The organism is Burkholderia sp. MSMB1072 (assembly GCF_001524725.1).
Classification (GTDB): domain Bacteria; phylum Pseudomonadota; class Gammaproteobacteria; order Burkholderiales; family Burkholderiaceae; genus Burkholderia.
On sequence record NZ_LOYC01000015.1, the window covers coordinates 14,961 to 41,215 of the forward strand.

Below are 26,255 nucleotides of genomic sequence, written 5' to 3' on the forward strand. Positions count from 1 at the left end.
CGCGCGCCAAGTGACTGCGGCCGGGCCGCGCGTTACGCGGGGCCCGGCCGTGGGTTGCTACGCGATTACTGCAGGAGCTTCAGGACCTGCTGCGGCAGCGAGTTCGCCTGTGCGAGCACCGAGATGCCTGCTTGCTGCAGCACCTGGTTCTTCGACATGTTCGCGGTTTCCTGCGCGAAGTTCGCGTCGGTGATCTGCGACTGTGCCGAGGACAGGTCGGTCGATTCTGCCTGCTGCGCCGTGGCGATTGCCGTGAAACGGTTTTGTGCCGCGCCGAGTGCCGCCTGCACGTTGTTCACCGTCTGCAGCGCGTTGTCGATCGACACCATCGCGACGTTCGCCCCGCTGACGGTGCTGATGTCGAGGCCCGACACGGTAGCCGGTTTGTTGACGGCGTTGATCTGTGCAACGGCGTTCGTGGCCGCGGTGAGCGCCGCTGCCGACATGCTGCTGCCGCCAGCGCTGGTTGCGCTCGTTTGGAGCGTCAGAGCGCCGACTGCCGCGCCCGTGCCGCCCGTTGCGTTTGTACCGAACACGGACTGAGCATAGGTTTGCGAGATAGCGCCGCCGTTCTGGTCGGTGAACGTGTAGCCACCCTTACCGTCCGACAGCACGTTGATTGCGGTAACCGTTACGGACGCCGCCGCCGACGTGTACGCGCCGTTGGCGTCGAGGCTCAGACCCGTAACCGTGCCGACCGTCTGACCCTTCTGCACCAGGCCGCCGCCGATCTGGGCGGCCGACATGCTCTGGCTCAGGTCCAGCGAGATCGTCTGGCCGACGTTCGCGCCAACCTGGAACGACACGATGCCTGCGTTACCGTTCAGGATGTTCGTGCCGTTGTACGTCGTTTGCGACGCGATACGGTTCACTTCCTGGATCTGCTGCGCGACTTCCTGCTGCAGTGCTGCCTGGTCGGTCGTGGACATCGTGCCCGTCGACGCCTGGACGGCCAGCTGGCGGATACGCTGCAGGCTGTTCGTCAGCGACGACAGTGCGCTCGATGCCGTTTGAATCATCGACACGCCGTCGTTGGCGTTCGACACGCCCTGGTTCAGACCGTTGATCTGGGTCTGCATCCGGGTCGAGATCGCGAGGCCTGCTGCGTCGTCCGCTGCGCTGTTGATGCGCTTGCCCGACGACAGGCGCGTGATGGCCTGGGACAGGGCGTTTTGCGAGCCGTTGAGGTTCTGCTGTGCAACCAGCGAGTTGATGTTGCTGTTAATTCCGAGCATGGAAAAATCTCCTGTGTAAGCCGAAAGCCCTGGAAAGCCGTTTTGGCGTCGGCGGAAGCACTCGTTCATTGCTGGCCGCCTCAGAGCAGGATTTCGGCGTACCAAAACAAAACTTGAGGGGCGCTTGCAGATTCGGCCCGATTTTTTATCCTTCTTTGTCAATTCGGACCGGCGCAGCGCGGCGCCGAGTTAAACGGGGCAGAAACCGGCGCGGAGACGCAGTCGCGACGCTGTGCACACACGACCGACAAAAGGGTGGTTTTGTCTGTGATTCCCTGCTATCATGGCGGGCTGAATTGAGATTTTCTGTCACGCCTTTGCCGGTTTCGGCATGTCTGCTGGCAGTCAAACGCGGCGCTGCACGCGGTTGTGAAGCGTACTCGCGGTGCTTTCCGCCTCTCTTTTCCGGCCTCCGAGGCCGTATTTCCGCTCGTTTCGCCTGTTGTGGGGACGCTCGGATGGCCGGTGCGTGGCGCTTGGCCGCTACGTTTTTGACCGTTTAAGCAATTTAGGAACGACATGACGACGATTCTTCTGAAAGAAAACGAGCCGTTCGAAGTGGCGATTCGCCGCTTTCGTCGCGCTATCGAAAAAAATGGCCTGATCGCTGAACTGCGTGAGCGCCAGTCTTACGAAAAGCCGACCGCAGTCCGCAAGCGCAAGAAGGCAGCAGCCGTCAAGCGCCTGCACAAGCGTCTGCGCAGCCAGATGCTGCCGAAGAAGCTCCACTAAGAGCGTCTGCCGGTTCGCCGCAAAACGGCGGAGTGTGCCTCGAAAGAGGCCGCTCCGCCGTTTTGCTTTGGCGGGCCGGGAAAATCCCGAGGCCATTGCGGCGTGGGTGTTCCCGTCGGCTGGCGAGACCCTGCGGCCAGCGGGTTGCGGCCGCCGGCCGCGGCGTTCAGAAATCGATCTTCGCGCTCAGGCTCACCGTGCGCGGGTCGCCCGGCTTCACGTAGTCCGCGTACTGGTATTCCCAGTAACGGCGGTTCAACACGTTGTCGATCGATGCGCGCAGCGTCACGTCGTGCCGTCCGACCCGCGTCAGGTAACGCGCGCCCGCGTTGACGACGAGAAAGCCCGGTGCGTCGAGACCGCCGGCCGCGCGCAGCGGCGTCGCGCCGGTGAATTTCGCGTCGACGCCGAGCGTCAGCCCCGGCACGCCCGGCACCGCATAGCCGAGGTCGCCGGCGAGCACGAAGCGCGGCGCGCCGGCCACGCGGTTGCCATTGTTGCCGATCCCGTTCGCGTACCACGCGTCGAGCAGCATCGCGTCGACGCCCGCGTTCCAGTGCGCGCCGAATTTCGCGCGCGCGCCGACCTCGATCCCCTGAATGATCGATTCGCCGTCCTGCACGTAGACGTTCGCGGCGTTCGCGTATTCGGCGCTGCGCTCGATGCGGAACAGCGCGGCCGTCGCGCTCCAGCGCGCGTGCTCGCTCTTGATCCCCAGCTCGTACTGCTTGCTGCGCAACGGCTTGAGCACCTGGCCCGCGTTCGCGTAGACGTCGTTCACGCGGCTGCCGGGCTCGAGCGACTCGGCGTAGCTCGCGTACGCGGTGGTCGTCGGCGCGAGCTTGAACATCACCGCGAAGGTCGGCGTCGCTACGCCGTTCTGGCGATAGCCGGGGGCCTCGGCGCCGCTCGCCTGGAACGCGCGCTGCGCGTAGTTCATGTAGCGCACGCCGGCCAGCACCGACCAGCGCTCGGTCAACTGCACGGTGTCGCTCGCGAACAGCGATTTCTGCACGATCTCGCTCGTGCGGTACTGGATGAAACCGTGCGGACTCTCGTAGCGGTACGGATTCGGCGCATAGAGGTTGCCGGCGCCGAGCGGCACGAACACGCTGTTCGCCGAATAGTCGTTCGCCTGCTTCTGCCACGACGCGCCGAGCACGATCTGGTGGCTGAACGGGCCCGTGCGTACCTTGCCCTCGACCATCGCGCGCCACTGGCTGAAGCGGTGATCCTCCATGCCGACGTAGCGGCTGTCGGTGTAGTTGCCGGCCGCGTCCTGCAGGTAGAGCGTGCTTTCGTTACGCCGGCGCGTCGCCTTGCTGTAGCTGTACGTGACGTCGAGCTGCCAGTCGGGCGCGAGCTGGTATTGCAGCCCGGTCGTATAGAGCTGCAGGTTCGTGTTCAGGTACTGGTCCTTGCCGCCCAGGTTCGTCGATCCGCCGCTGATCGTCGCGGGCAGCGCGCCGCCCGGATAGCTGCCGGTGAAGATCGACGGCGTCTGGCCCGTCGTGCGGCGGTCCTGGTACAGCGCGCCGAACGACACGGACAGGTCGCGCGTCAGGTTCGCCTGCAGCGCGAGCGACACGCTGTCGCGGCGGATGTTGCCGTCGTTGTAGGTCTTGCCTTCCTCGTGGGTCGCATTCAGCCGCGCGCCGAACATGTGGTCGGGCCCGAAGCGCTGGCCGAGATCGACATGCTCGGTCCACACGTTGGTGCTCCGGTAACCGATGTCGACGCTGCGCACCGGTTCGGCGCCCGGCTGCTTCGTTACGTAGTTGACGACGCCGCCCGGCGTCACGAAGCCATACAGGAAGCCGCCGAGCCCCTTCAGCAGTTCGACGCGATCGAGCTGCTCGTACGGCATCGTGATGCCGTACGTGACGAACGGCAGTCCGTCGATCTTGTAGCCGTTCTGCCAGTCGAGCTGCATGCCGCGCACCGTCATGTAGCTGGCCCAGGCGCTGTAGGCGCCGCTGTTGTCCGACACCGAAGCGTCGTTCGCGAACACGTCGCCGAGCTTGTACGGCTGGCGGGCCTCGAGCTCTTCCGACGTGACGATGGTCGTCGAGAACGGCGTGTCGAGCTGGCGGCGGGTGCCGAGCGCACCCGTCGAGATCGTGTCGGTCAAGTGTTGCGGCGAATCATGCGCGGCCGTGATGTTGAGGGCGGGCAGTACCGCGGCGTCGCCGGGCGAATCGTCCGCGTGCGCGAGCGACGCGGCAAGGCAGGCGAGGGCGGCGGCCACGCGGCGTGGACGGACAGGCGGGCGGGCGAGGCAGACGGTCATGGCGAGCGAGTAAAAATGCGAGTAAGAATCATTCGCATTGCGTTAAAATGTCGCGCATCGTATCAAAACCCGCCAACCGCGCAACAATTCCATGCCGCGTACAAGGGCATCCGGCCTCGCCGGGCCCGACCGGATGACCGTTGCGCGGCGCTCGCCATGAAATGAACTGCATCCCGTCGAATCGGGGCCGCCGCTCGTGCCGGCCCGCTTTTCTTGCGCCGCGCACGCGATGAACGCGTTCCTGCGACCGTTTCTCGTGCGCCTGCACCGCTGGTTCGGGCTCGCCATCGCGCTGTTCCTGTTCGTCGCGGGGCTCACCGGCGCGCTGATCGCGTGGGACCATGAACTCGATGCGGCGCTGAACCCGGATTTCTATACCGCGCGCAGCGGCGCGGCGCCGCTTGCGCCGCTCGAGCTCGCGGCGCGCATCGAGGCCGCCGATCCGCGCGTGCAGGTGACCTACCTGCCGCTCGCGATCGAACCGGGGCACACGCTGCAGGCGGGCGTGATGCCGCGTACCGATCCGGCGACCGGCCAGCCGTACGCACTCGGTTTCAGCCAGATCGCCGTCGATCCCGCGACCGGCACGGTGCAGGGCCGCCGCGAATGGGGCGCGCCGTCGCTCGCGCGGCTCGACCTGATGCCGTTCATCTACCGGCTGCACTACTCGCTGTTCCTGCCCGTGTACGGCGGAATCAATTTCGGGTTCTGGGTGATGGGCGTCGTCGGCATCGTGTGGGCGATCGACAGCCTGATCGCGCTCGTGCTCGCGTTTCCGAACCTGAAAAGCTGGCGCAAGTCGTTCGCGTTCCGCGTGCGGCGCGGCGGCTATCCGCTCGTGTTCGACCTGCACCGCTCGGGCGGCGTGTGGGTGTGGGGGCTGCTGCTCGTCGTCGCGGTCACGTCGATTTCGATGAACCTTGCCGTGCCCGTCGTGCGCCCGCTGGTCTCGCTGGTGTCGCCGCTCGCCGAAACGCCGTACACGAATCCCGAACATTTCCCGCCGGCCCCGCCGGGCAGCCCGGTGCTGCCGCGCGAGCGGATCGTCGAGATCGCGCGCTCGGCCGGCCGCGACGCGGGGATCGCCGCGCCGCCTGGCGCGCTGCTGTTCGCGCCGGCGATGAACGCCTATGCGGTCGGGTTCTTCACGCCCGGCAACGACCATGGCGACGTCGGGCTCGGCAACGCGTGGCTGTACTGGAATGCGGTGACCGGCAAGCCCGTCGCGGCGCAGGTGCCGGGCCGCGGTTCGGCCGGCGACCTGTTCATGCAAGCACAGTTTCCGCTGCACTCGGGGCGGATCGCCGGTGTCGCCGGACGTGTCGCCGTGAGCATGCTCGGCATCGTGATCGCGATGCTGAGCGTGACGGGCGTCTGCATCTGGGTGAAGAAGCGCAGCGCACGCGTGCGAGCTACGCGAAGCGCGCGGGCGGTCGTATCGGCGTCGTCGCGCGCGGCGCGATAAAGGCCGAGCGGCAAGTAACCTGCGGCAGGCGGACGGTGCCACCGCCGCAGGGTGGCGGCGCGGCGTCCGACCGAGTTTGCATCGGCGCGGTCAACCCGCCTTGCGCCGGCGTGCCGGCTGCTTGCCGCCGAGCGCCGCGCATCGTGCGTGGCAAGGGCAGCCGGCTTCGTGATCGTTGACCATGCCGGTCGCCTGCATCAGCGCATAGCAGATCGTCGAGCCGACGAACTTGCAGCCGTACGCCTTCAGCGCCTTGCTGAGCGCGTCGGACTGTTCGGTGGACGCGGGCGCGTCGCGGTACGACTGCCACGCATTCTGAACCGGCGTGTCGCCGACGAACGACCACAGGAACGCGGCGAGCGACCCGTGCTCTTCCCGGATGCGCTGCACCGCGCGCGCGTTGGTCACCGCCGATTCGACCTTCGCGCGGTTGCGAACGATGCCCGGGTTCTCCAGCAATTTCTCGATGCGCTTGGGCGTGAAGCGCGCGACGGCGTCGACGTCGAAATCGGCGAATGCTTCGCGATAGCCTGCGCGCTTGTTCAGGATCGTCGACCACGACAGCCCGGCCTGCGCGCCTTCCAGGATCAGCATTTCGAACAAGTGGCGATCGTCGTGCGACGGCACGCCCCACTCGGTGTCGTGATAGTGAGCGTCCGCTTCTGTCTTCACCCAGTTGCACCGCTGCGACATCGTCTGCCTCGTCTTCAGTGTCGATTCGATCGCGCCAGCATAGCGGAAGCCCTTTGGGCGGGATAGCCGGCCGAACGGCAGATGGGCGCGCGGCGCCGATCCGGTTAAGCTTGGCGCCTGTTCGAATCAGCGGGATGAAGGCATGGCGGCATTACTTTTTGCGATCGGCATCGACGGCGGCGGCACGGGCACGCGCGCGGTGCTGGCAGACCGGCACGGGCGCGAGCTGGCGCAGGGGCGTGGTGGTCCGTCGGGGCTCGGCCTCGGTATCGAGCGCGCATGGGCGTCGATCGGCGCGGCCTGCGCGGACGCGTTCACGCAGGCCGGTCTCGCGTTCGAGTGGTCGCAGTGCGCGCTCGGCTGCGGGCTCGCCGGCGTCAACAACGCGGCGTGGCTCGCCGCGTTCCGCGCACGGGCACCGCTCGGCGCGCTCGCGATCGAGAGCGATGCGTACACGACCGTCGTCGGCGCGCACGGCGGCGCGCCGGGGCTCATCGTCGCGCTCGGCACCGGCAGCATCGCCGCGGCGCTCGATGCGGCCGGCGCGTGCCGGATCGCGGGCGGTTTCGGTTTTCCGTCCGGGGACGAGGCGAGCGGCGCGTGGCTCGGCCTGCGCGCGCTCGCCTATGCGCAACAGGCACTCGACGGTCGCGTGCCGCGCGACGCGTTCGCCACCGCACTCCTTGCGGAAACGGGCGCGCAGAATCGCGACGCGCTCGTCCAGTGGTCGTGCGACGCGAACCAGACGGTCTACGCGCGTCTCGCGCCGATCGTGTTCGCGCACCGCGCGCACCCGGTCGCGAGCGCGCTGATCGCGCAAGCCGGCGACGAGATCGGCAAGATGATCGACGCGCTCGATCCGCAGCAGGCGCTGCCGGTCGCACTGTGCGGCGGGCTGGCGGACGCGCTCGCGCCGGCCGTGCCGGTGCGGCATGCCGCGCGGCTGCGCGCGCCGCTCGACGATTCTGCGCATGGTGCGCTGCGGCTCGCGCTGCAGGCGTTGCGGGCCGCGGAGGGCGGCTAGGTGGGCTAGGTGAGCTAGGTGAGCTAGGTGAGCTAGGTCGGCTAGGTCGGCTAGGTCGGCTAGGGCCGCGGAGGGCGGCCAAGGTGAGCGGCGCGTGCGGCAGATGCCGCGCCGCAGCAGCGCCTCGGGCGGCGCGGAGCCGGCAACCGTCCGGCGCGCTGTCGGGCACGACGTTAAAATGACGCTTCCTCCGTGCCGCGAGCGCCACTCCCCCGTCCCATGTACAAAGTCATCGCCACCGATCTCGACGGTACGCTGCTGAACAGCGACCACCAGCTCGACCCGTACACGATCGACACCGTCCGCCGACTCGACCGCGACGGCGTGCAGTTCGTGATCGCCACGGGGCGCCATTACGCGGACGTCGCCGGCATTCGCGATGTCCTCGGCATCCGGCCGTACCTGATCACGTCGAACGGCGCGCGCGTGCATGCGCCGGACGACACGACGATCCACGCGCAGGACATCGACGCAGCGGTCGTGCGCAGCCTCGTGCAGCCGGAAGTCGTCGGCGCGCACGGCCGCGTGATCGTCAACCTGTTCACCAACGACGGCTGGCTGATCGACCGCGAAGCGCCGCACCTGCTCGAATTCCACCAGGATTCTGGCTTCCGGTACGAAGTGATCGACATGGCCGCGCACGACGGCGCGGCTATCGCGAAGGTGCTGTATATCGGCGAACCGGCCGATCTGGCGGTCGTCGCCGAGCAGATGCGCGTGCAGTTCGGCGATACGCTGTACGTCACGTACTCGTTGCCCGACTGCCTCGAAGTGATGACCGCGAACGTGTCGAAGGGGCGCGCGCTGCGCACGGTGCTCGCGCGGCTCGGCATCGACGCCGGCCACTGCATCGCGTTCGGCGACAACATGAACGACATCGATCTGCTCGAAACCGCCGGTCACGCATTCATGATGAACAACGCGAACCCCGACCTGGTGGCGCGACTGCCGCACATCCCGCGGATCGGCAACAACTTCGACGCGGGCGTCGCGCGCCACCTGCGCACGCTGTTCTCGCTCGAAGGCGACGTCGTCGCGTCCTGAGCGCCCGCGCCGGGCGCGTTTTCCGCGCGGAAATGAAAAACGGGCGCCAGGGGCGCCCGTCGAAATTGCCTGCCTCGATGTTCTTCGACAGCGTGAGGCTCGCTGCTCTGCTCGCTTGACCCCGTAGTGTTTTATTCGCTTGTGCGAGCTGATGCGGGCAGCAGGTCGACGGCGTCGTCACGCCCGGCGACCAGCGGGTAGATGATCCCCGCGAGTACCGCGCCGATCAGCGGCGCGACCCAGAACAGCCAGAGCTGGCCGATCGCGTCGCCGCCCACGAACAGCGCCGGGCCGGTCGAGCGCGCCGGGTTCACCGACGTGTTGGTGACCGGGATCGAGATCAGGTGAATCAGCGTCAGGCACAGTCCGATCGCGATCGGCGCGAAGCCGGCCGGCGCGCGCTTGTCGGTCGCGCCGAGGATCACGAACAGGAAGAAGCCCGTCATCACGACTTCGCAGATGAACGATGCGGCGAGCGAGTAGTGGCCGGGCGAGCGATCGCCGAAGCCGTTCGTCGCAAAGCCGCTGCCGACGACATCGAAACCCGGCTTGCCGGTTGCGATCAGGTACAGCACGAACGCGCCGAGCGTGGCGCCGACGACCTGCGCGACGATGTACGGCGCGAGATCGCGTGCCGGGAAGCGGCCGGCGACCGTCAGGCCGACGCTCACCGCCGGATTCAGGTGGCAACCCGAGATGTGGCCGATTGCGAATGCCATCGTCAGTACGGTCAGGCCGAAGGCGAGTGCGACGCCGGCAAAACCGATGCCGAGGCCCGGAAAGGCGGCGGCCAGCACGGCGCTTCCGCACCCGCCGAGCACCAGCCAGAACGTGCCGAATACCTCTGCAGCGAGACGCTGAGAAAGATTCATCTAAGGACCTCGTTCAAGTGGGTTGAAGACCCCGGACGACGCAACGAATTTATTTCGTCGTCTGGAATTGGTCTGGATTATAGGAAATGAATCGGGTCCAAGAGGGTAAACGATTGTTAAATTTGAATGGCTGACGAATGCCTTTTATTAGAATAAGTCCGCATTCTCGATATAGGCGATTCGGTTAAAGATGGCAGCATTTATTTCGAAGGGCAGGGCGGCAGTGCGGACGACGTAACGGATGTTGGTGTCCCGGCCGGATTCGCCGGGGCCGCATCATCGAAAAGGGGAGTCGAAAAATGTCTCAATACGCGAAACTCAAGGCGCAGATCGCCGATCTGCAAGCCCAGGCGGACGACGTGCGCCGCCAGGAAGTGGCAGCGGTGATTGCCGATGTCCAGCGAATGATTGCCGAGTATGGCCTGACGGCCCAGGACCTGGGCTTCGCGGAGCGGGCGCGGCGCGGGCGACCGCCGAAGAAGGCGCCGCTGCCGCCGAAATACCGCGATCCGAAGTCGGGTGCAACCTGGAGCGGGCGCGGCAAGCCGCCGAATTGGATCGCCGGCAAAAACCGCGATCGTTTCCTGATCGAGTGAGCGCCCGCCAAATAGAAAGAGCCGCATCGACGATGCGGCTCTTTTGTTTTGCGCGCCGATTTCGGTGCGGATTTTCCGGAATATTTTCCGCGCGGATTTCCGTGTCAGGCGCCCGCGACCCGGCGCAATGCCGGTTGCTTGGTTGCCGCGCAAAGCGATTCGTAAGTTTCGACGTAACGCTGCGCCATTGCCTTCGAGCTGAAACGCGTGTCGAAACGCGCGCGGATCGCGCTGCGCGACAGGCTGTCGATCCGGTGCAGCGCGCCGACCGCGCCCTGCACGTCTTCGACGATGAAGCCGGTCACGCCGTCCTCGATCACTTCCGGCACCGAGCCGCGGTTGAACGCGACGACCGGCGTGCCGCAGGCCATCGCCTCGATCATCACCAGGCCGAACGGTTCCGGCCAGTCGATCGGGAACAGCAGCGCCTTCGCGCCGGACAGGAACGCCGGCTTTTGCGCTTCGTTGATCTCGCCGATGAATTCGACATGCGCCTGGTCGAGCAGCGGCTCGATCACTTCCTTGAAGTAGTCCGCGTCGGCCTTGTCGACCTTCGCGGCAATCTTCAGCGGCAGCCCGCTTTGCGCGGCGATCCGGATCGCGGTGTCGACACGCTTTTCGGGGCAGATCCGGCCGAGGAACGCGAGATATTCGGGCTTCACGTCCTGCGGGGTGAGCAGCGTGTCGGGCAGCCCGTGGTACACGGTGCCGGCCCACGCGGCCTGCGGCAGCGGCTTGCGCTGGTTGTTCGAGATCGACACGACCGGCGAATCCGGGAACGCGTCGAACACCGGCTGCAGCTCCGGCAGGTCGAGGCGGCCGTGCAGCGTCGTCACGTACGGCGTGTCGAGGCGCGACATCAGCGGGAACGGCAGGTAGTCGAGGTGGAAGTGCAGCACGTCGAATTCGTGCGCGACCCGGGCGACCTGCTCGAGGAGCCGCATATGGGGCGCCATCGAATCGCGGACCGACGGGTCGAGCCGCAGCGCGCGCGGCCACGCCGCCTCGAGGCGGGCCGACGTGACGGAGTCGCCGCTGGCGAACAGCGTCACGTCGTGGCCGAGCTCGACGAGCGCCTCGGTGAGGTAGGACACGACACGCTCGGTGCCGCCGTAGAGTTTCGGCGGGACGGCTTCGTAAAGCGGCGCGATCTGGGCAATTCGCATGGGTGTTCTCCTGTGTCGATCCGACGGCGCGACGGCGCCGGTGCGGATCCGTACAAGGTTGCGGAACTTGCCGACGCACGCGGTTGGCGGTACGTGGCCGGGCCTTGGGCGGAGTGCGCGGGGCGCCGGTCGGCAAGCTGCGGGGCGGGCCGGCACGGCTCGCGCCGCCGCCCATTCGAGTCCATTATCGATATCGCCCTGAGGGGTTCGAGTGTTTTTTCAAACACTTAAGGCTTGTTACACGATGAAATACGCGAAAACCCCGAGAAAAAGGGCGCGGAATCGTGAATTGCCACAGCCATAACTATTGTTGCGCTATCGTGAAAAACCACTATAATTTTTACCGATACGATTGTCGGCAGCCCTGCCGGCAAGCCTTGCGCCACGCGCGCGGCGGACACTAGACCCCTCGCAACCGAATCCGCGTTGCAACCCGTTTTCCGACTGTCCCTTTCAATTCGCCTTGTCGGAAAAATTCCTACACGGTTTACAGACAAATCCTGCATGGCATACGCCACTTCGCTGATACCGACATAAATCCCGTTTGGCCAAAATTCGCCCTGTAAGACTATAAACGAGCCGACTGAGCGCCCGGTGCGCACTGATCGAGCAAACGTTTTCATAACATGAACGGCCAAAGCAAAGTTTTTTAACGGGGGAATCATGAGCGCCACCAGCGAAATGCTCAGTGAGATCAAAGAGGTCAACCTGTCGTACCTCCTCCTCGCGCAGCGCCTGCTGCGGGAAGACAAGGCGATGGGCATGTTCCGCATGGGCATTTCCCAGGAACTCGCCGACGTGCTCGCCAACCTCACGCTCGCCCAGACCGTGAAGCTGGCTGCGTCGAACCAGATGCTGTGCCGCTTCCGCTTCGATGATCACGCGCTGCTGTCGTCGCTCGCCGACAAGGGCCGCAGCGACGTCGTCACGCACGCCCACTCGGCCATCCTGATGGCCGGGCAGCAGGTCGAAGGCGTCCGCTGATCCATCCCGCCTTGCGTCTGTCCCGGCGTGCCGCGCCGGCCGGCAGCGTATCGGCCATTCATTCGAACAACGTCAAGCGGACGGTTATCACCATGGCAAGCAAAAGCGTCGTGATCGAGGTGAAGGAAATCACCCTCGCCATCGAACTGATCGAACTGGGCGCCCGGCTGCAGCTGCTGGAGGCGGAGACGAGCCTGTCGCGGGACCGTCTGATCAAGCTGTACAAGGAACTGAAGGGCGTGTCGCCGCCGAAGGGGATGCTGCCGTTCTCGACCGACTGGTTCATGACGTGGCAGCCGAACATCCACTCGTCGCTGTTCTACAACATCTACCGGTTCATGCAGGACCACGGCCGCTGCGAGCCGATCCAGTCGATCGTGAAGGCGTACCGGCTCTATCTGGAGCACGTGAACCTGTCCGGCGACGAGGCCGCGCTGAGCCTCACGCGGGCATGGACGCTGGTGCGCTTCTTCGATTCGGGGATGCTGCAGATGACGCCGTGCACGCGCTGCGGCGGCCACTTCGTCGCGCACGCGCATGATCCGCATCAAGGTTTCGTGTGCGGGCTGTGCCAGCCGCCGTCGCGGGCCGGCAAGACCCGCAAGGCCGCCGCCGCGCGCGCCGAACTGGCCGCCGCCGCGGCCTGAGCGCCAGGCCGGGCAAGGCAGGACGGGGCGCGCGCGGCGCACGGGCGACGCCCGCGGGCCGCGCGAATCGTCCGCGCATTGCTCTGGTAAACACCGTCGGGCCGCCGCCGGGCGGCCGCGAAAGTTTTCCTGCCGACTGCCGTAAACCTGTTTAACGGCGGTCTCCCCGCCGGTCTTTCGTGAGGGACAGGCAGTGCTGATTATCGTGGGAACAATCGTGACGCTGTTGTCCGTCTTCGGCGGTTATGCGCTGGCAGGCGGGCATCTGGGCGCCTTGATCCAGCCGGTCGAGATCCTGATGATCGTGGGCGCCGGCGTCGGCGCGTTCATTCTCGGCAACGGCGGCAAGACCATCAAGGCCACGCTGCGCGTGCTGCCGACGCTTTTCAAGGGCTCGAAATACACGAAGGACGTCTATATGGAGCTGATGGCGCTTCTTTACGTGCTGCTCGCGAAGGCACGCAAGGAAGGCACGCTGACGCTCGAGGCCGACATCGACGATCCGCAAAAGAGCCCGATCTTCACGCAATACCCGAAGATCCTCGCCGATCGCCACATCGTCGAATTCCTGACCGACTACCTGCGCCTGATGGTGGGCGGCAACATGAACGCGTTCGAGATCGAAAGCCTGATGGACGAGGAGATCGAGACGCACCACGCGGAAGGCGAAGGCCCGGCGCACGCGCTGATGCGCGTCGGCGACGCGATGCCGGCGTTCGGCATCGTCGCGGCCGTGATGGGCGTCGTGCACACGATGGCGTCGGCCGACAAGCCGCCCGCGGTGCTGGGCGCGATGATCGCGCAGGCGCTGGTCGGCACGTTCCTCGGGATCCTGCTGTCGTACGGGCTGATCGGGCCGCTCGCGAGCCTCGCGGAGCAGCGCGTCGCCGAGTCGACCAAGATGTTCCAGTGCATCAAGGTGACGATCCTCGCGACGCTGAACGGCTATGCGCCGGCGATCGCGGTCGAGTTCGGCCGCAAGGTGCTGTTCTCCACCGAGCGCCCGTCGTTCTCCGAGCTCGAAGAACATGTGCGCCGCGTGAAGGCGAAGTGACGCGGAGCGACCGATGAGCAAGAGCAAGGATCGCGCGATCGTCGTCAAGCGGGTGGCCCCGGCGAAGAAGGGCCACCACGGCGGCGCATGGAAGCTCGCGTACGCGGACTTCATGACCGCGATGATGGCGTTCTTCCTGCTGATGTGGCTGCTGAGTTCGGTCACGCCGGTGCAACTGAAGGGGATCGCCGAATACTTCAACATGCCGCTGAAGGCCGCGATTCTCGGCAGCGGCGATCGCAGCTCGCAGGACGCGAGCATCATCAACGGCGGCGGCCGCGACCTGTCGAGCGTCGACGCCGGCACGCTGCGCCGCACCGACGGCACGACGTCGCTCGCCGAGCGCGTCGCGAAGCCGGTCGACGAGCATGCGCAAGCGCAGGCGCAGGGCGCGCTCGAACGGCTCGAGCAGGCGCGCCTGCACGACCTGCAGATCAAGCTGATGGCCGCGATCGAGGCCAATCCGACGCTGCGCCAGTTCAAGCAGCAGATCCGCATCGATTCGACGCTGATGGGGCTGCGCATCGAGATCGTCGATACGCAGAAGCGGCCGATGTTCGCGATGTCGAGCGACCACGTCGAGCCGTACATGCGCGACATCCTGCGCGAGATCGGCAAGACGCTGAACGACGTGCCGAACCGGATCATCGTCCAGGGGCACACCGACGCCGTGCCGTACGCGGGCGGCGAGGGCGGCTACAGCAACTGGGAGCTGTCGGCCGATCGCGCGAACGCGTCGCGCCGCGAGCTGATCTCCGGCGGCATGGACGAGGCGAAAGTGCTGCGCGTGCTGGGCCTCGCATCGACGCAGAACCTGAACAAGGCCGATCCGCTCGATCCGGAAAACCGCCGGATCAGCGTGATCGTGCTGAATCGCAAATCCGAAGAAGCGCTGATGCGCGACGACGCGACGACGACGACGCTGTCCGCCGACGCGGCCGGTTCGAAGCTGCTCGCGCAGCAGCTCGGCGGCCCGGCGCCGGCGGTGCGTCCGGTCGTGGCGAGCGCCGTTGCCGTGGCGCCGAAACCCTGACGTTTCCGAGACAGACATGATCCGAACCATTCTCGCCATCGACGACTCCGCGACCATGCGTGCGCTGCTGCAGGCCACGCTTGCGCAGGCCGGCTACGACGTGACGGTGGCGCCGGACGGCGAAGCCGGCTTCGACATGGCGGCGACGGCGCCGTACGACCTGGTTCTGACCGACCAGAACATGCCGCGCAAGAGCGGGCTCGAGGTGATCGCCGCGCTGCGCAAGCTGAGCGCGTACGCGGACACGCCGATCCTCGTGCTGACGACCGAGGGCAGCGACGCGTTCAAGGACGCCGCACGCGACGCGGGTGCGACCGGCTGGATCGAAAAGCCGATCGACCCGGGCGTGCTGGTCGACCTGGTCGCCACGCTGTCCGAGCCGGCTGCCTCCTGACATGAACGCGACGAATTCAACCGGTGACCGGGCATGACTCTCGACATCACTCAGTTCTACCAGACCTTTTTCGACGAAGCGGACGAGCTGCTCGCGCAGATGGAGCAGCTGCTGTTGAATCTCGACGTCGATTCGCCCGATCCCGAGGATCTAGCGGCGATCTTCCGCGCCGCGCATTCGATCAAGGGCGGCGCGGCGACGTTCGGCTTTTCCGCGCTGACCGATACGACGCACATCCTCGAATCGCTGCTCGACCGCGCACGCAACCATGAGCTGACGCTGACCAAGGACATGGTCGACGCGTTCCTCGAGACCAAGGACGTGCTGTCCGACCAGCTCGTCGACTACCGCGCGAGCGCCGAACCGGACGCGGCGGCCGCCGCGGCGATCTGCGCAAAGCTCGAGCGGCTGAAGGCCGAAAGCGGGGCGGGTGCATCCGCTGCCGCAGCCGAGCCCGCGCCGGCCGCCCCGGTTGCCCCGGTTGCCCCGGTTGCCGCAGCCGTGGCGCCGCCCGCCGCGCCCGCCGCCGGCGGCGACCGTGCGCCCGACCATGTGGTCGAGCAGGCCGTCGCGGCCGCGCATCCGGCGGCCGACGCCGGCGCCGGCGGCCCGCACCTGAAGATCACGCTGGTCGGCGTCGATGCGAAGGACCAGGCGCTGCTCACCGAGGAACTCGGCAACCTCGGCCGGATCGTCGGGCGCGAGGAAGCGGGCGCCGACCTGTCGCTGTGGGTCGAATCGGACGTGCCGTCCGACGATATCGTCGCGGTGTGCTGCTTCGTGATCGACGAAAGCCAGATCCGCGTCGCGCACGGCACGGCGCCGGCCGCGCAGGCGGCACCGGCCGTCGCGCAGGACACCGCCGTGGCTGCCGAAGCGGCCGCCGCCGCGCAGCCCGCGCGCGTCGAGGTGTTCGCGCCGCAGGCCGCCGCGCCGCAGCCGGCCGCTCCGGCACCGGCGCCGGCCGAGCCGCCTGCGGCTGCAGCGCAGCCGCAGCCGCAACAGCACGCTCAACCGCAACCGGCCGAACACGCGGCGCCGGCCGCCGCGCATCACGACGACAAGCGCGCCCGCCCGGCCGCCGCGGCCGCGGGCGGCGCCGAAGGCAGCTCGATCCGCGTCGGCGTCGAGAAGGTCGATCAACTGATCAACCTCGTCGGTGAACTGGTGATCACGCAGGCGATGCTGGCCGAGACGGCGAGTGCGTTCGATCCGGCGCTGCATGACCGCCTGTTCAACGGGATGGCGCAGCTCGAGCGCAACGCGCGCGACCTGCAGGAAGCGGTGATGTCGATCCGCATGATGCCGATGGACTACGTGTTCAGCCGCTTCCCGCGGCTCGTGCGCGACCTCGCCGGCAAGCTCGGCAAGCAGGTCGAGCTGGTCACGTTCGGCCAGGCGACCGAGCTCGACAAGAGCCTGATCGAACGGATCATCGATCCGCTCACGCATCTGGTGCGCAACAGCCTCGACCACGGCATCGAAACCGTCGACAGGCGCGTCGCCGCCGGCAAGGACGCGGTCGGCCAGCTCGTGCTGTCGGCCGCGCATCACGGCGGCAACATCGTGATCGAGGTGAGCGACGACGGCGCGGGCCTGAACCGCGAGCGGATCCTCGCGAAGGCCGCGAAGCAAGGCATGCAGATCTCCGAAAACATCAGCGACGACGAAGTGTGGCAACTGATCTTCGCGCCGGGCTTCTCGACCGCCGAGACTGTGACCGACGTGTCGGGCCGTGGCGTCGGGATGGACGTGGTGAAGCGCAACATCCAGTCGATGGGCGGCCACGTCGAGATCTCGTCTCAGGCCGGCCGCGGCACGACCACGCGGATCGTGCTGCCGCTCACGCTGGCGATCCTCGACGGGATGTCGGTGAAGGTCGGCAGCGAGATCTTCATCCTGCCGCTGAACTTCGTGATGGAGTCGCTGCAGCCGTCGAACGACGACATCTACACGGTCGGCAACGGCGAGCGCGTGGTGCGCGTGCGCGGCGAATACCTGCCGCTGGTCGCGCTGCACGAGGTGTTCTCGGTCGACGACGCGCGCACCGACCCGACGCAGGGGATCGTCACGATCATGGAAACCGAGGGGCGCCGCTTCGCGATGCTGATCGACGAGCTGGTCGGCCAGCAGCAGGTGGTCGTGAAGAACCTCGAAACCAACTACCGCAAGGTGCACGGCATCTCGGCGGCGACCATTCTCGGCGACGGCAGCGTCGCACTGATCGTCGACGTCGCGGCGCTGAACCGCGAAACCCGTGCGACGCACGGCGCCCGTGCCGGCGCCGAGCTCGCGATGTTCTGACTCTCGCCATCAACCGATTGGGGGCAAACGTGTCTGCTGAAGTCCAAATGATCAATCCGGCCGCGGCGAACGCGGTAACGAGCCGCCGCGACGCGGAACACGGCGACGCGACGGGCCAGGAATTCCTCGTGTTCACGCTCGGTGACGAGGAATACGGGATCGACATCCTGAAAGTGCAGGAAATCCGCGGCTACGACAGCGTCACGCGCATCGCGAACGCGCCCGAGTTCATCAAGGGCGTGATCAACCTGCGCGGGATCATCGTGCCGATCGTCGACATGCGGATCAAGTTCCATCTCGGCCGCGTCGAGTACGACCACCAGACCGTCGTGATCATCCTGAACGTGTCGAACCGCGTGGTCGGGATGGTGGTCGACGGCGTGTCGGACGTGCTGACGCTGCAGACCGACCAGATCATGCCGGCGCCGGAATTCGGCGCGACGCTGACGACCGAGTACCTGACGGGCCTCGGCACGGTCGACGGCCGGATGCTGATCCTGATGGACATCGAGAAGCTGATGTCGAGCCGTGAAATGGCGCTGATCGAGACGCTCGGCGGGTAAGCGCGCCGCGCGCGCAGCAATTTCGGGAGAATCTGCAATGTTGCATAACTGGTCGATCCGCACGACGCTCACGGCGGTCGGACTCATCCTCGTGTGCCTGACCGCCGCGGTCGGCGGGCTCGGCCTCTACGCGCTGAATCACGCGAGCCGCTCGCTCGACGAGATCGCACACGTCGACCTGCCGGCGATCCACACGCTCGACGACACGGCCGCGCACCTGCTGCGCTCGCGCGTGGCGCTCGACCGCTTCCGTACGCTGACCGAAGCCGGCAATGCGGCCGAGGCCGCGAAGGTGCTCGAGCGCGCGCAGGCGCTGTATGCAAAGTCGAACCAGAACTGGCAGGCGTTCCAGTCGACGCCGAAACCCGGTATCGAGCAGGCGCTCGTCGACGAGCTCACCGCACGGTATACGACGATCGTGAAGGAAGGCGTCGAGCCCGAATTCGCCGCGGCGCGCGCCGGCGACATGGCGGCGTACCACGCGATCGCCGACACGAAGATCAGCCCGATGTTCGTCGCGTTCGACCAGACGGCGGCGGCCGTGATCGCGGCGCTGCAGAAGCGCGCGGAAGAACGTCAGACCGAGACGCAGTCGCAGATCTCGATGATGATCGCGCTGATCGCGGCCGGCATCGCGATCGCGTTCGTCGTCGTGATCGCGATCCGCTTCGCGCTGCGCGGGCTGATCGTCAAGCCGCTGGAAGACGCGATCGCGCACTTCGAGCGCATCGCCGGCGGCGATCTCACGCAGCCGGTGAGCGTGTTCAGCACCAACGAGATCGGCCGCCTGTTCGGCGGCATCAAGCGGATGCAGGACGCCGTCACGACGATGGTGCAGGCGGTGCATCGCGGCGCCGAGTCGATCGACGTCGGCGCGCGCGAGATCGCGACCGGCAACACCGACCTGTCGCAGCGCACCGAGGAGCAGGCCGCATCGCTGCAGGAAACCGCGTCGAGCATGGAGCAACTGACGGGCACCGTGCGGCAGAACGCGGAAAACGCGCGGCAGGCGAGCCAGCTCGCGGTGAATGCATCGGACATCGCGACGCAGGGCGGCGAAGTGGTCGGCCAGGTCGTGTCGACGATGCAGGACATCGCGGCGAGTTCGGGCAAGGTCGTCGACATCATCGGCACGATCGAAGGCATCGCGTTCCAGACCAACATCCTCGCGCTGAACGCGGCCGTCGAAGCGGCGCGGGCCGGCGAGCAGGGCCGCGGCTTCGCGGTGGTCGCGGGCGAGGTGCGCTCGCTCGCGCAGCGCAGCGCGAGCGCCGCGAAGGAAATCAAGCAGTTGATCGGCGATTCGGCCGAGAAGGTCGACAGCGGCTCGGCGCTCGTCGCGCGCGCCGGCTCGACGATGGACGAGATCGTGCAGGCCGTGCGCCGCGTGACCGACATCATGGGCGAGATCAGCGCCGCGTCCGACGAGCAGTCGACCGGCATCGAGCAGGTCAATCGCGCGGTCGGCCAGATGGATGCGGTCACGCAGCAGAATGCAGCGCTCGTCGAGCAGGCGGCCGCCGCGGCCGCATCGCTCGAGGAGCAGACGCGCCAGATGAAGGCGATCGTGTCGGGCTGGCGTGTCGCGGGCGGTATCGCGCTCGCGCCGGCGCGCGGCGTCGCGCGGCCGATCGCGCACGAACCGGCCGCGCTGCCGTCGGAATCGCGCGACCGTGCGCCGGTCGCCGCGCTGCCGGCGCCGCAGGCTGCGGCCCAAGCGGCGGCACGCCGCGCCGCGCCGGCGTCGCGCGCGGCAGCCGCGGGCGCCGCCCCCGAACCGAAGCGCGAGGCCGATGCCGCCGCGCGTACGCAGAAGGACGCAGCGGCTTCACGTGGCGGCGCCGCGGCGGGCGGTTACGGCCCGCGTCTCGCGAAGACGGCCGCACCGGCGGACAAGCCGGCCGCGAAACCCGCGCTCGTGCGCCCGGCGCTGAACGGCGAGAAGCCGTCGCTGGCGGCCGCCGGCGCGTCCGACGACGACTGGGAGACCTTCTAAACCATGTCGCACGCGCGCGCGCCGTTTCGACCCGATGCACCGGATGCCTCGCCTCGCGCGGGCGAGCCGGGGCGCGACTTCGCGTTCACCGGCGCGGATTTCGCCCGCATCCGCGCGCTGATCCACCAACGCGCGGGCATCTCGCTGTCCGAGCACAAGCGCGACATGGCCTACAGCCGTCTCGCGCGACGGCTGCGCGCGCGCGGCCTCGACACGTTTCGCGACTACCTCGACCTGCTCGAGCAGGAAGACGATCCGCTCGAGTGGGAAGCGTTCACCAACGCGCTGACGACCAACCTGACCGCGTTTTTCCGCGAGTCGCACCATTTCCCGATCCTGTCCGAGTTCGTGAAATCGCGGCCGGCGCCGGTATCGGTCTGGTGCTCGGCGGCGTCGACCGGCGAGGAGCCGTACTCGATCGCGATCACGCTGATCGAGGCGCTCGGCGAAACGGCTGCGCGCAGCGCGTCGATCCTCGCGACCGATCTCGACACGCAGGTGCTCGCGAAGGCCGAAGCCGGCATCTACACGTACGACCAGGTCAAGCACCTGTCGCCGGAGCGGCTGAAGCGTTTCTTCCTGAAGGGCACGGGCGCGCAGGCCGGCCGCGTGAAGGTGCGCCCCGAACTGCGCGCGATGATCCGCTTCGAACAGTTGAACCTGACCGATGCGGATTACGGGATCGCGAAGCCGTTCGACGCGATCTTCTGCCGCAACGTGATGATCTATTTCGACAAGCCGACGCAGGGGCAGGTGCTGTCGCGCTTCGAGCCGCTCGTGAAGCCGGGCGGGCTGCTGTTCGCCGGCCATTCGGAGAACTTCACGTATGTGACGCAGGCGTTCCGGCTGCGCGGGCAGACGGTGTACGAACTGACGCGCGACGCCGCGCAGAACGCACGGCCGCGCGGCGCGCAGGCGAGCGCGATGCCGTCGCGCGCGCGGGCCGCGGGCGGTGCGCTCGCCTATGGAGAGCGCGGATGAGCGCACTGCCGATCGCGACCAATCGCTACTTCGACAACCACTTCGAGCGCCCCGGCGTGAAGCTGTTGCCGAACGAGTTCTACACGACGTCCGAGGACATGGTGCTGATGACCGTGCTCGGCTCGTGCGTCGCCGCGTGCCTGCACGACCCGTACGCGGGCATCGGCGGGATGAACCACTTCATGCTGCCGGACGACGGCGCCGATCCGGGCGCGGCCGCGTCGGAATCGATGCGCTACGGCGCGTATGCGATGGAAGTGCTGATCAACGAGCTGATCAAGGCCGGCGGGCGCCGCGAGCGCATCGAGGCGAAGGTGTTCGGCGGCGCGGCCGTGCTGGCCGGGATGACGACGATCAACATCGGCGATCGCAACGCGGATTTCGTGCGCCGCTATCTCGCGCTCGAGCGCATCCGCATCACCGCGGAAGACCTGCAGGGCGTGCATCCGCGCAAGGTCGCGTTCATGCCGCACAGCGGGCGCGCGATGGTGAAGAAGCTACGGCTGCAGGTGCCGGGCGTGACCGAGCGCGAAGCCGCGCTCGCGCGCGAGGCCGATCGCGCCCGCGCCGCGCGCACGCGCGCGCACGTCGAGCTGTTCGCCGCCGCGAAGCGGCCGGCGGCGCCGCAACCGGCGCGCCCGCGCATCGAGCTGTTCGGCGCGCGCGGTGCCGCACCGGCCGGCAGTGGCGGCGGCGCCCGGACGGCGAACCCGCATGCCGGGAGCCCGGGCGCCCCGTACGCGGCGACCCTATCAAGAAAGCAGGAGGCATGACCGCAGTGCAGAAGATCAAAGTGTTGTGCGTCGACGATTCGGCGCTGATCCGCAGCCTGATGACCGAGATCATCAACAGCCAGCCCGACATGACGGTGTGCGCGACCGCGCCCGACCCGCTCGTCGCGCGCGAGCTCATCAAGCAGCACAACCCCGACGTGCTCACGCTCGACGTCGAAATGCCGCGCATGGACGGGCTCGACTTCCTCGAGAAGCTGATGCGCCTGCGGCCGATGCCGGTCGTGATGGTGTCGTCGCTGACCGAGCGCGGTTCGGAAATCACGCTGCGCGCGCTCGAACTCGGCGCGGTGGATTTCGTCACGAAGCCGCGCGTCGGGATTCGCGACGGGATGCTCGACTACGCGGAAAAGCTCGCCGACAAAATCCGCGCGGCGTCGCGCGCGCGCGTGCGCCAGGCGCCGCAGCCGCAGGCCGCCGCCCGCACGGCGGACAGCGCCGCGGCTGCGCCGATGATCAACAACCCGCTCGTCAGTACCGAGAAGCTGATTATCATCGGCGCGTCGACGGGAGGCACCGAGGCGATTCGCGAAGTGCTGACGCCGCTGCCGCCCGATGCGCCGGCCGTGCTGATCGCGCAGCACATGCCGCCGGGCTTCACGAAGTCGTTCGCGCAGCGGCTGAACGGCCTGTGCCGGATCGCGGTGAAGGAAGCCGAGCACGGCGAGCGCGTGCTGCCGGGCCATGCGTACATCGCGCCGGGCCACGCGCACCTGTTGCTCGCGAGAAGCGGCGCGAACTATATTGCGCAACTGTCGGACGAGCCGCCGGTGAACCGGCACCGCCCGTCGGTCGACGTGCTGTTCCGCTCGGCGGCGACGCACGCGGGCAAGAACGCGATCGGCGTGATCCTCACCGGGATGGGCCGTGACGGCGCGGCCGGTCTGCTGGAAATGAAACGCGCGGGCGCTCACACGTTCGCGCAGGACGAAGCGAGCTGCATCGTGTTCGGGATGCCGCGCGAGGCGATCGCGCTCGGCGGCGCGGACGAGATCGCGCCGCTCGCCGACATGAGCCGCCGCGTGATGGCGCGCCTGGCGACGATGGGCGACCGCGTGCAGCGCGTGTGAAGGGAATGTCACGGGGCGCGTGCCACGATACGCGTCTCGACGGAAACGAATCTGGAAAGGAACGACGATGGACAAGAGCATGAAAATCCTGGTGGTGGACGATTTCCCGACGATGCGCCGGATCGTCCGCAACCTGCTCAAGGAACTGGGCTACACGAACGTCGACGAAGCCGAGGACGGCGCAGCCGGCCTCGCGCGGCTGCGCGGCGGCGGCTTCGACTTCGTGATCTCCGACTGGAACATGCCGAACCTCGACGGCCTCGCGATGCTGAAGGAAATCCGCGCCGACGCGACGCTCACGCACCTGCCGGTGCTGATGGTCACGGCCGAGTCGAAGAAGGAGAACATCATCGCGGCCGCGCAGGCCGGCGCGAGCGGCTACGTCGTGAAACCGTTCACGGCCGCGACGCTCGACGAGAAGCTGAACAAGATCATCGACAAGATGGCGAAAGCCGGGAGCTGACGTGAACGAGCCGATCCATGCGGCGCTCGCCGGCGCGGGGTTCAGCGCCGACAGCCATCCAGAAGGCGCCGACTTCCCGAGCGACCGCATTCTCGCGCGCATCGGCCACGTCACGCGCACGCTGCGCGATTCGATGCGCGAGCTCGGGCTCGACAAGCACGTCGAGCGTGCGGCGGAGGCTGTGCCCGATGCGCGCGATCGGCTGCGCTACGTCGCGACGATGACCGAGCAGGCCGCGGTGCGCGTGCTGAATGCGATCGAGGTCGCGAAGCCGATGCAGGAGCGCATCCAGAACGAGGCCGAGGCGCTTGACGCACGCTGGGCGCAGTGGTACGCCGCACCGATCGAGCACGCGGAAGTGCGCGAGCTGATGGACGATACGCGCGCGTTCCTGCGCACGTTGCCCGAGTCGACGTCGGCGACCCGCGCGCAACTCCTCGAGATCATGCTCGCGCAGGATTTCCAGGATCTGACCGGGCAGGTGATCAAGAAGATCATGGACATGGTCTACCTGATCGAGCAGCAGCTGCTCACCGTGCTCGTCGAGAACATCGCGCCGGAGCGGCGCGAGCAGTTCGCGGCCACCGCGGCCGCGCTCGCGGCCGAGCAAATGAGCGCGACCGGCAGCCCCGAATCGCTGCTGAACGGCCCGCAGATCGCGCCGGAAGGCAAATCCGACGTCGTCCAGGATCAGGGGCAGGTCGACGACTTGCTCGCGAGCCTCGGCTTCTGATCCTGCCGCGGCGCATCCGCGCGCCCCGTTCCGCGGGCCGTCCGATGCGCGCATTCCCCGTCCCCGCCTCGTTCTACCGTGCGCGCCGCCCCTGCGCGGCGCGGCGCGATCCTGCGTCGAATTGACACTTCACCACACTCCGCAGGCATACTACGCGTCAGCAGCAATGTAGCGTCATCCGTAAGATTGATAAGTTGGCAGGCGGCGTGGGCCGATGGCGGTGCCGTCGGCAACGAAGCCAGTCCCGTGGGGGGGAACGTGAAGCTGAAACGCTTGGGCTGGACCGTCGCGCATGCGACGGCTGCAATGGGTGTGCTGTGGGCCGTCCACGCACACGCGGAACTGGGCGGCGCGCCGATGTCGCCGCCGGCGGACGATCAGGCCGCCACCGTGCGTGCGCTGCAGCGCGCGATGCGCTCGGCGGACGGCGTGCAGACGAGCACGGCCGCCTATACCGTCCGCGAGATCACGCTCGGATCGGGCACCGTCATCCACGAATACACGTCGGCCGCCGGCAGCGTGTTCGGCCTCGCGTGGCGCGGGCCGACGATGCCGGATCTCGCGTCGCTGCTCGGCAGCTATTTCCCGCAGTACACCGCCGGCGTCCAGGCGGCGCACCGGGCGCGCGGCTGGCGCGCACCGGTGGCCGTCGAGACGAGCGGCCTCGTGATCCGGACGGGCGGCCACATGGGCGCCTTCTCCGGCCAGGCATGGCTGCCGTCGGCGCTGCCGGCCGGCGTGGCCGGCACCGATATCCAGTGACAGCGGGAGAGCGATCTTGAGCATTCCTCGTACATTCAAGCGCTGGCTCGGCGTGCTGGGCCTCCTGGCCGCAACGGCCGTGCTCGTGACGGCATGCGGCGGCGGCGACGGCGGCGGTGGCGGTTCGGCCAACAACGGCAACACGGGCGGCAACGGCTCGGGCGGATCCGACGGCAACAGCGGCAACACGGCCGTCATCACGGTCGGCGCGGGCGCCGCGAACGTGATCAACATCCCGACCATCAGCGTGAAGGTCTGCGTGCCGGGCACGTCGAACTGCCAGATCGTCAACAACGTGCTCGTCGATACCGCGTCCTACGGGCTGCGGCTCGTCGGCAGCGCGGTGGCGGGCGTGCACGACAGCCTGCCGCAGGTGACGAGCGGCGGCGCGCCGGTCGCCGAATGCGGCAAGTTCGTGTCGAGCTACACGTGGGGGTCGGTGCGCACCGTCGACCTGTCGATCGGCGCCGAGCAGGCGAGCTCGCTGCCCGTGCAGATCATCGGCGACCTCGGCACGACGAACGTGCCGAGCTCGTGCACGAACGGCGGCGCGTCGGCCAACTCGACCGGCGCGCTCGGCGCGAACGGGATCCTCGGCATCGGGCCGGCGCCGTACGACTGCGGCACGACCTGCGCGACGTCGACGTCGACCAGCAACAACTACTACGCGTGCCCGAACGGCGACAACGCGAGCTGCACGGTCGCGCTCGTGCCGCTCGCGCAGCAGGTGGCCAACCCGGTGCATCGGTTCGCGAACAACGACGGCGTGAGCGTGCAGATGCCCGACATCTCGTCCAGCGGGCAGGCGAGCGCAACCGGCACGCTGACGTTCGGCCTGCCGAGCCTGAGCGGCAAGACGGTGATGACGTCGACCACGACCGGCGACGTCAGCGCGACGTTCCAGGGGCGCAACGTGACCGCGTTCTTCGATACGGGCTCGAACGCGTATTTCTTCAACGATTCGCAGACGGTCTGTTCGAGGAATACGCAGTTCTACTGCCCGTCGGCCACGACGCCCTACTCGGCCACGCTGAGCGGCCAGAACGGCGCGTCGGGCACCGTGTCGATGACGGTCGCGAACGCGGATGCGCTGTTCGCGAACCCGTCGACGTTCGCGTTCAACGACATCGCGGGCCCGTTCGGCTCGTCCAGCTGGCTCGACATCGGCATGCCGCACTTCTACGGCAAGACGATCTACTTCGGGATGGACAAGACCGCAAGCGGCGGCGCGCAGCCGTTCGTCGCGTTCTGACGCGGCACGGCCGGACGCAGCAACGAGGGGGCGAGCGATCGCCCCCTTTTTTATTCCGATGCGCCGGGCGTGCGCTACGGACCGGATCGCTGCCAGACGCCGGCATAGCGC

Annotated in this window: 25 protein-coding genes; 20 read left to right on the forward strand and 5 right to left on the reverse strand. The window is 67.6% G+C overall.

Annotated elements, in window-relative coordinates; all coding sequences use genetic code 11:
* Window positions 1–65: 65 nt before the first annotated feature.
* A complete protein-coding gene (locus tag WS89_RS07670) occupies window positions 66–1,235 on the reverse strand; it encodes a flagellin (protein WP_059790334.1) in 1,170 nt (389 codons plus the stop codon).
* A gap of 519 nt (window positions 1,236–1,754) precedes the next feature.
* Here WS89_RS07670 and rpsU point away from each other — a divergent pair.
* Window positions 1,755–1,967: a 30S ribosomal protein S21 gene (gene rpsU / locus WS89_RS07675; protein ID WP_006401410.1), complete on the forward strand. Its 213-nt coding sequence runs from the start codon at window positions 1,755–1,757 to the stop codon at window positions 1,965–1,967.
* 166 nt (window positions 1,968–2,133) lie between these two features.
* Here rpsU and WS89_RS07680 read toward each other — a convergent pair whose 3' ends face one another.
* Window positions 2,134–4,257 (reverse strand): TonB-dependent siderophore receptor, encoded by a 2,124-nt coding sequence (locus tag WS89_RS07680; protein ID WP_059503255.1) that lies wholly within the window; start codon window positions 4,255–4,257, stop codon window positions 2,134–2,136.
* A gap of 229 nt (window positions 4,258–4,486) precedes the next feature.
* Here WS89_RS07680 and WS89_RS07685 point away from each other — a divergent pair, with 229 nt between their 5' ends.
* The gene (locus tag WS89_RS07685) at window positions 4,487–5,722 is read left to right on the forward strand and encodes a PepSY-associated TM helix domain-containing protein (protein WP_059790335.1); all 1,236 of its coding nucleotides are present in this window, start codon (window positions 4,487–4,489) and stop codon (window positions 5,720–5,722) included.
* Window positions 5,723–5,812: 90 nt separating this feature from the next.
* On the opposite strand, the gene WS89_RS07690 is transcribed toward WS89_RS07685, so the two are convergent.
* Window positions 5,813–6,415, reverse strand: coding sequence for a DNA-3-methyladenine glycosylase I (locus WS89_RS07690; RefSeq protein ID WP_059790337.1), 603 nt, complete (start codon window positions 6,413–6,415; stop codon window positions 5,813–5,815).
* A 142-nt stretch (window positions 6,416–6,557) separates the two neighbouring features.
* Between WS89_RS07690 and WS89_RS07695 the strand changes: the two genes are divergently transcribed.
* A complete protein-coding gene (locus WS89_RS07695) occupies window positions 6,558–7,439 on the forward strand; it encodes a BadF/BadG/BcrA/BcrD ATPase family protein (protein ID WP_059503261.1) in 882 nt (293 codons plus the stop codon).
* Window positions 7,440–7,658: 219 nt separating this feature from the next.
* Entirely contained in the window at window positions 7,659–8,483 is an 825-nt protein-coding gene (locus WS89_RS07700; protein WP_059790339.1) for a Cof-type HAD-IIB family hydrolase, read from the forward strand.
* 131 nt (window positions 8,484–8,614) lie between these two features.
* Here the strand turns inward: WS89_RS07700 and aqpZ are convergent, their stop codons facing one another.
* Window positions 8,615–9,355 carry an aquaporin Z gene (aqpZ, locus tag WS89_RS07705; RefSeq protein ID WP_059503265.1) on the reverse strand — a complete coding sequence of 247 codons (741 nt, stop codon included), beginning with the start codon at window positions 9,353–9,355 and terminating at the stop codon, window positions 8,615–8,617.
* A gap of 299 nt (window positions 9,356–9,654) precedes the next feature.
* On the opposite strand from aqpZ, the gene WS89_RS07710 reads away from it, so the two are divergent.
* The gene (locus tag WS89_RS07710; protein ID WP_034183894.1) at window positions 9,655–9,951 is read left to right on the forward strand and encodes an H-NS histone family protein; all 297 of its coding nucleotides are present in this window, start codon (window positions 9,655–9,657) and stop codon (window positions 9,949–9,951) included.
* A 104-nt stretch (window positions 9,952–10,055) separates the two neighbouring features.
* Here the strand turns inward: WS89_RS07710 and WS89_RS07715 are convergent, their stop codons facing one another.
* Window positions 10,056–11,117 (reverse strand): glycosyltransferase family 4 protein, encoded by a 1,062-nt coding sequence (locus WS89_RS07715; protein WP_059790341.1) that lies wholly within the window; start codon window positions 11,115–11,117, stop codon window positions 10,056–10,058.
* Window positions 11,118–11,780: 663 nt separating this feature from the next.
* Between WS89_RS07715 and flhD the strand changes: the two genes are divergently transcribed.
* The 15 genes from flhD to WS89_RS07790 all read left to right on the forward strand — a co-directional run bounded on the left by flhD (window position 11,781) and on the right by WS89_RS07790 (window position 26,144).
* Window positions 11,781–12,101 (forward strand): flagellar transcriptional regulator FlhD, encoded by a 321-nt coding sequence (flhD, locus tag WS89_RS07720; RefSeq protein ID WP_034209585.1) that lies wholly within the window; start codon window positions 11,781–11,783, stop codon window positions 12,099–12,101.
* A 92-nt stretch (window positions 12,102–12,193) separates the two neighbouring features.
* Window positions 12,194–12,748, forward strand: a complete 555-nt coding sequence (flhC, locus tag WS89_RS07725; RefSeq protein ID WP_034209584.1) for a flagellar transcriptional regulator FlhC — start codon at window positions 12,194–12,196, stop codon at window positions 12,746–12,748.
* A 193-nt stretch (window positions 12,749–12,941) separates the two neighbouring features.
* Entirely contained in the window at window positions 12,942–13,802 is an 861-nt protein-coding gene (gene motA, locus WS89_RS07730; RefSeq protein WP_059790343.1) for a flagellar motor stator protein MotA, read from the forward strand.
* Between the two features lie 13 nt (window positions 13,803–13,815).
* A complete protein-coding gene (motB, locus tag WS89_RS07735) occupies window positions 13,816–14,835 on the forward strand; it encodes a flagellar motor protein MotB (RefSeq protein WP_059503271.1) in 1,020 nt (339 codons plus the stop codon).
* A gap of 16 nt (window positions 14,836–14,851) precedes the next feature.
* A complete protein-coding gene (locus tag WS89_RS07740; RefSeq protein ID WP_034209581.1) occupies window positions 14,852–15,229 on the forward strand; it encodes a response regulator in 378 nt (125 codons plus the stop codon).
* 33 nt (window positions 15,230–15,262) lie between these two features.
* Window positions 15,263–17,533: a chemotaxis protein CheA gene (gene cheA, locus WS89_RS07745; RefSeq protein WP_059790345.1), complete on the forward strand. Its 2,271-nt coding sequence runs from the start codon at window positions 15,263–15,265 to the stop codon at window positions 17,531–17,533.
* Window positions 17,534–17,580: 47 nt separating this feature from the next.
* Window positions 17,581–18,096, forward strand: a complete 516-nt coding sequence (cheW, locus tag WS89_RS07750) for a chemotaxis protein CheW (RefSeq protein ID WP_059503277.1) — start codon at window positions 17,581–17,583, stop codon at window positions 18,094–18,096.
* 37 nt (window positions 18,097–18,133) lie between these two features.
* A complete protein-coding gene (locus WS89_RS07755) occupies window positions 18,134–20,092 on the forward strand; it encodes a methyl-accepting chemotaxis protein (protein ID WP_059790347.1) in 1,959 nt (652 codons plus the stop codon).
* Between the two features lie 3 nt (window positions 20,093–20,095).
* The gene (locus WS89_RS07760; protein ID WP_059790349.1) at window positions 20,096–21,073 is read left to right on the forward strand and encodes a CheR family methyltransferase; all 978 of its coding nucleotides are present in this window, start codon (window positions 20,096–20,098) and stop codon (window positions 21,071–21,073) included.
* A complete protein-coding gene (gene cheD / locus WS89_RS07765) occupies window positions 21,070–21,846 on the forward strand; it encodes a chemoreceptor glutamine deamidase CheD (RefSeq protein ID WP_059790351.1) in 777 nt (258 codons plus the stop codon). Before WS89_RS07760 ends, cheD begins: the two co-directional genes overlap by 4 nt.
* Window positions 21,843–22,934 carry a protein-glutamate methylesterase/protein-glutamine glutaminase gene (locus tag WS89_RS07770; protein WP_059503284.1) on the forward strand — a complete coding sequence of 364 codons (1,092 nt, stop codon included), beginning with the start codon at window positions 21,843–21,845 and terminating at the stop codon, window positions 22,932–22,934. Before cheD ends, WS89_RS07770 begins: the two co-directional genes overlap by 4 nt.
* Window positions 22,935–23,001: 67 nt before the next feature.
* Window positions 23,002–23,397: a chemotaxis response regulator CheY gene (gene cheY, locus WS89_RS07775; RefSeq protein WP_006754880.1), complete on the forward strand. Its 396-nt coding sequence runs from the start codon at window positions 23,002–23,004 to the stop codon at window positions 23,395–23,397.
* Between the two features lies 1 nt (window position 23,398).
* The gene (cheZ, locus tag WS89_RS07780; RefSeq protein WP_059503287.1) at window positions 23,399–24,130 is read left to right on the forward strand and encodes a protein phosphatase CheZ; all 732 of its coding nucleotides are present in this window, start codon (window positions 23,399–23,401) and stop codon (window positions 24,128–24,130) included.
* Between the two features lie 258 nt (window positions 24,131–24,388).
* Window positions 24,389–24,892: a DUF2844 domain-containing protein gene (locus WS89_RS07785; protein WP_059503289.1), complete on the forward strand. Its 504-nt coding sequence runs from the start codon at window positions 24,389–24,391 to the stop codon at window positions 24,890–24,892.
* A gap of 16 nt (window positions 24,893–24,908) precedes the next feature.
* Window positions 24,909–26,144 (forward strand): DUF3443 family protein, encoded by a 1,236-nt coding sequence (locus WS89_RS07790; protein ID WP_059503291.1) that lies wholly within the window; start codon window positions 24,909–24,911, stop codon window positions 26,142–26,144.
* Window positions 26,145–26,255 lie beyond the last annotated feature (111 nt).

Bases quoted from the DNA above. Each gene is read 5' to 3' on its own strand.
- motB (WP_059503271.1), top strand. From the start codon at position 13,816: ATGAGCAAGAGCAAGGATCGCGCGATCGTCGTCAAGCGGGTGGCCCCG.
- WS89_RS07740 (WP_034209581.1), top strand. From the start codon at position 14,852: ATGATCCGAACCATTCTCGCCATCGACGACTCCGCGACCATGCGTGCG.
- cheW (WP_059503277.1), top strand. From the start codon at position 17,581: ATGATCAATCCGGCCGCGGCGAACGCGGTAACGAGCCGCCGCGACGCG.
- WS89_RS07770 (WP_059503284.1), top strand. From the start codon at position 21,843: ATGACCGCAGTGCAGAAGATCAAAGTGTTGTGCGTCGACGATTCGGCG.
- cheA (WP_059790345.1), top strand. From the start codon at position 15,263: ATGACTCTCGACATCACTCAGTTCTACCAGACCTTTTTCGACGAAGCG.
- flhC (WP_034209584.1), top strand. From the start codon at position 12,194: ATGGCAAGCAAAAGCGTCGTGATCGAGGTGAAGGAAATCACCCTCGCC.
- aqpZ (WP_059503265.1), bottom strand. From the start codon at position 9,355: ATGAATCTTTCTCAGCGTCTCGCTGCAGAGGTATTCGGCACGTTCTGG.
- WS89_RS07710 (WP_034183894.1), top strand. From the start codon at position 9,655: ATGTCTCAATACGCGAAACTCAAGGCGCAGATCGCCGATCTGCAAGCC.
- WS89_RS07700 (WP_059790339.1), top strand. From the start codon at position 7,659: ATGTACAAAGTCATCGCCACCGATCTCGACGGTACGCTGCTGAACAGC.
- WS89_RS07755 (WP_059790347.1), top strand. From the start codon at position 18,134: ATGTTGCATAACTGGTCGATCCGCACGACGCTCACGGCGGTCGGACTC.
- WS89_RS07695 (WP_059503261.1), top strand. From the start codon at position 6,558: ATGGCGGCATTACTTTTTGCGATCGGCATCGACGGCGGCGGCACGGGC.
- WS89_RS07760 (WP_059790349.1), top strand. From the start codon at position 20,096: ATGTCGCACGCGCGCGCGCCGTTTCGACCCGATGCACCGGATGCCTCG.
- cheD (WP_059790351.1), top strand. From the start codon at position 21,070: ATGAGCGCACTGCCGATCGCGACCAATCGCTACTTCGACAACCACTTC.
- rpsU (WP_006401410.1), top strand. From the start codon at position 1,755: ATGACGACGATTCTTCTGAAAGAAAACGAGCCGTTCGAAGTGGCGATT.
- WS89_RS07680 (WP_059503255.1), bottom strand. From the start codon at position 4,257: ATGACCGTCTGCCTCGCCCGCCCGCCTGTCCGTCCACGCCGCGTGGCC.
- WS89_RS07670 (WP_059790334.1), bottom strand. From the start codon at position 1,235: ATGCTCGGAATTAACAGCAACATCAACTCGCTGGTTGCACAGCAGAAC.
- WS89_RS07690 (WP_059790337.1), bottom strand. From the start codon at position 6,415: ATGTCGCAGCGGTGCAACTGGGTGAAGACAGAAGCGGACGCTCACTAT.
- WS89_RS07715 (WP_059790341.1), bottom strand. From the start codon at position 11,117: ATGCGAATTGCCCAGATCGCGCCGCTTTACGAAGCCGTCCCGCCGAAA.
- flhD (WP_034209585.1), top strand. From the start codon at position 11,781: ATGAGCGCCACCAGCGAAATGCTCAGTGAGATCAAAGAGGTCAACCTG.
- cheY (WP_006754880.1), top strand. From the start codon at position 23,002: ATGGACAAGAGCATGAAAATCCTGGTGGTGGACGATTTCCCGACGATG.
- WS89_RS07685 (WP_059790335.1), top strand. From the start codon at position 4,487: ATGAACGCGTTCCTGCGACCGTTTCTCGTGCGCCTGCACCGCTGGTTC.